The organism is Rahnella sp. PD4, from assembly GCF_049199325.1.
GTDB classification, from domain to species: domain Bacteria; phylum Pseudomonadota; class Gammaproteobacteria; order Enterobacterales; family Enterobacteriaceae; genus Rahnella; species Rahnella perminowiae.
The window spans coordinates 1-2,307 of the sequence record NZ_JBLZQF010000023.1; the positions used below are offsets into that span (position 1 = coordinate 1).

Genomic DNA, 2,307 nt, shown 5'->3' on the forward strand with positions numbered 1-2,307 from the left:
TGATTGACGTTACTCGCAGAAGAAGCACCGGCTAACTCCGTGCCAGCAGCCGCGGTAATACGGAGGGTGCAAGCGTTAATCGGAATTACTGGGCGTAAAGCGCACGCAGGCGGTTTGTTAAGTCAGATGTGAAATCCCCGAGCTTAACTTGGGAACTGCATTTGAAACTGGCAAGCTAGAGTCTTGTAGAGGGGGGTAGAATTCCAGGTGTAGCGGTGAAATGCGTAGAGATCTGGAGGAATACCGGTGGCGAAGGCGGCCCCCTGGACAAAGACTGACGCTCAGGTGCGAAAGCGTGGGGAGCAAACAGGATTAGATACCCTGGTAGTCCACGCTGTAAACGATGTCGACTTGGAGGTTGTGCCCTTGAGGCGTGGCTTCCGGAGCTAACGCGTTAAGTCGACCGCCTGGGGAGTACGGCCGCAAGGTTAAAACTCAAATGAATTGACGGGGGCCCGCACAAGCGGTGGAGCATGTGGTTTAATTCGATGCAACGCGAAGAACCTTACCTACTCTTGACATCCAGAGAATTTGCCAGAGATGGCGAAGTGCCTTCGGGAACTCTGAGACAGGTGCTGCATGGCTGTCGTCAGCTCGTGTTGTGAAATGTTGGGTTAAGTCCCGCAACGAGCGCAACCCTTATCCTTTGTTGCCAGCACGTAATGGTGGGAACTCAAAGGAGACTGCCGGTGATAAACCGGAGGAAGGTGGGGATGACGTCAAGTCATCATGGCCCTTACGAGTAGGGCTACACACGTGCTACAATGGCATATACAAAGAGAAGCGAACTCGCGAGAGCAAGCGGACCTCATAAAGTATGTCGTAGTCCGGATTGGAGTCTGCAACTCGACTCCATGAAGTCGGAATCGCTAGTAATCGTAGATCAGAATGCTACGGTGAATACGTTCCCGGGCCTTGTACACACCGCCCGTCACACCATGGGAGTGGGTTGCAAAAGAAGTAGGTAGCTTAACCTTCGGGAGGGCGCTTACCACTTTGTGATTCATGACTGGGGTGAAGTCGTAACAAGGTAACCGTAGGGGAACCTGCGGTTGGATCACCTCCTTACCTCAAGATACGCATTGTGCAGTGTCCACACAGATTGTCTGATAGAAAGTAACGAGCAGAAATACCTTAATAGGCTTGTAGCTCAGGTGGTTAGAGCGCACCCCTGATAAGGGTGAGGTCGGTGGTTCAAGTCCACTCAGGCCTACCAATTCCTTCCTCCTCTTCGTTGTCGCCATGTCTCGTTTGCCCAGGCAAACTTCGCATGACTCCGCCTTGATGAGAAAGTGATTGGCTGACTCATCAGGCTGATGAGTGATTAAGGTATCTGTAAGTGACTGTATGGGGCTATAGCTCAGCTGGGAGAGCGCCTGCCTTGCACGCAGGAGGTCAGCGGTTCGATCCCGCTTAGCTCCACCATTACCGTACAGCCCCTCAATAATACTTCAGAGCGTATTGGAAACAGTATGCTGCGAAGTATTTTGCTCTTTAACAATCTGGAACAAGCTGAAAATTGAAAGTTTACAGCTGAACATCACTCTCCGTATCTGTACTGAGTGGTGGATTAGTCTGTAACAGAGTCTCTCAAATAATCGCAATGCGACGGTGGAAACACCTTCGGGTTGTGAGGTTAAGCGACTAAGCGTACACGGTGGATGCCTAGGCAGTCAGAGGCGATGAAGGGCGTGCTAATCTGCGAAAAGCGTCGGTAAGGTGATATGAACCGTTATACCCGACGATACCCGAATGGGGAAACCCAGTGTGCTCCGGCACATTATCGTTAGATGAATACATAGTCTAACGAGGCGAACCGGGGGAACTGAAACATCTAAGTACCCCGAGGAAAAGAAATCAACCGAGATTCCCCCAGTAGCGGCGAGCGAACGGGGAAGAGCCCAGAACCTGAATCAGTTTGTGTGTTAGTGGAAGCGTCTGGAAAGTCGCACGGTACAGGGTGATAGTCCCGTACACAAAAATGCACAGATTGTGAGTTCGATGAGTAGGGCGGGACACGTGACATCCTGTCTGAATATGGGGGGACCATCCTCCAAGGCTAAATACTCCTGACTGACCGATAGTGAACCAGTACCGTGAGGGAAAGGCGAAAAGAACCCCGGCGAGGGGAGTGAAATAGAACCTGAAACCGTGTACGTACAAGCAGTGGGAGCCTACTCGTTAGGTGACTGCGTACCTTTTGTATAATGGGTCAGCGACTTATATTTTGTAGCAAGGTTAACCGAATAGGGGAGCCGTAGGGAAACCGAGTCTTAACTGGGCGTCAAGTTGCAAGGTATAGACCCG

2 tRNA genes and 2 rRNA genes are annotated in these 2,307 nt (G+C 51.3%); all 4 read left to right on the top strand.

Annotated elements, in window-relative coordinates:
- Nucleotides 1-1,068: ribosomal RNA gene (locus ACOZIO_RS24995) — 16S ribosomal RNA — on the top strand; the annotation flags it as partial.
- Nucleotides 1,069-1,139: 71 nt separating this feature from the next.
- Nucleotides 1,140-1,216 (top strand) — tRNA-Ile (locus ACOZIO_RS25000).
- A 133-nt stretch (nucleotides 1,217-1,349) separates the two neighbouring features.
- Nucleotides 1,350-1,425, top strand: a tRNA-Ala gene (locus tag ACOZIO_RS25005).
- Nucleotides 1,426-1,634: 209 nt separating this feature from the next.
- A 23S ribosomal RNA gene (locus ACOZIO_RS25010) occupies nucleotides 1,635-2,307 on the top strand; the annotation flags it as partial.